Genomic DNA, 971 nt, shown 5'->3' with positions numbered 1-971 from the left:
GGCGAACATGACCCATGTGGGAGCGAGCCTGCTCGCGAAGGCGTCTGCGTAAACAACGCAAAGCCCAAAGTTGACGCCCCGCTCATCGCGGCCCAGTCTCCCGAAGGTTTTTCCGGACTCAATCAAGGAATTCACTCATGCCCTTCGCAACAATCGACGGACAACCGCTCCATTACCTCGACCAGGGCCAGGGCCCGGTGGTGCTGCTTGGCAGCAGCTATTTGTGGGACCACAGCATGTGGACGCCGCAGATTGACGCTTTGTCGAAGCACTATCGGGTCATCGTCCCGGAATTGTGGGGCCACGGCCAGTCCGGACGTTTGCCCGAGAATACGTCGTCGCTGAACGATCTGGCTCGCCAGGCATTGGCGTTGCTCGATCAGTTGGGCATCGACTGCTTCTGCCTGGTGGGGCTGTCGGTGGGCGGCATGTGGGGCGCACGCCTCGCGCTGGCGGCGCCCGAACGCGTGCAGTCGCTGGTATTGATGGACACTTATGTGGGCGTCGAGCCGGAGCCGACCCGGCTGTACTACTTTTCGCTGTTCGACAAGATCGAGGCCAGCGGTAGCATTCCGGAGCCGTTGCTGGACATCGTCGTGCCGATTTTCTTCCGGCCCGGCATCGACCCGCAATCAGCGCTTTACCTGCAGTTCCGCGCCACCCTGGCGGCGTTGCCGGCCGATCGCCTGCGCGACAGCATCGTGCCGCTGGGGCGGATCATCTTTGGTCGGGACGACATCCTGGGGCAACTGCCCGCGTTGAATGCCGAGCGCACGCTGGTGATGTGTGGTGACCAGGACAAGCCGCGGCCACCGTCCGAGGCGCTGGAGATGGCTGAATTGATCGGCTGCGAGCATGTGCTGATTCCCGAAGCGGGGCATATTTCCAACCTGGAGAACCCGGCGTTTGTGACCGAGGCGTTGCTGGGGTTTCTGAAACGCAGTCATTGATTGCTGCTCAAACCCGTGGCG

At 62.2% G+C, this 971-nt stretch carries 1 protein-coding gene; it reads left to right on the top strand.

Annotated elements, in window-relative coordinates:
- Nucleotides 1-137: 137 nt before the first annotated feature.
- The gene (locus ACE04F_RS23580) at nt 138-950 is read left to right on the top strand and encodes an alpha/beta fold hydrolase (protein ID WP_486110133.1); all 813 of its coding nucleotides are present in this window, start codon (nt 138-140) and stop codon (nt 948-950) included.
- The last annotated feature ends 21 nt before the right edge of the window (nt 951-971 follow it).

It is taken from the genome of Pseudomonas sp. AGC41 (genome assembly GCF_057334555.1).
The sequence above is the reverse complement of the archived record's forward strand: the minus strand, read 5'-3'. Positions and strand labels throughout refer to the sequence as shown.

Excerpts from the sequence above, each read along its gene's own strand:
- ACE04F_RS23580 (WP_486110133.1), top strand. The coding sequence starts at position 138 with ATGCCCTTCGCAACAATCGACGGACAACCGCTCCATTACCTCGACCAG.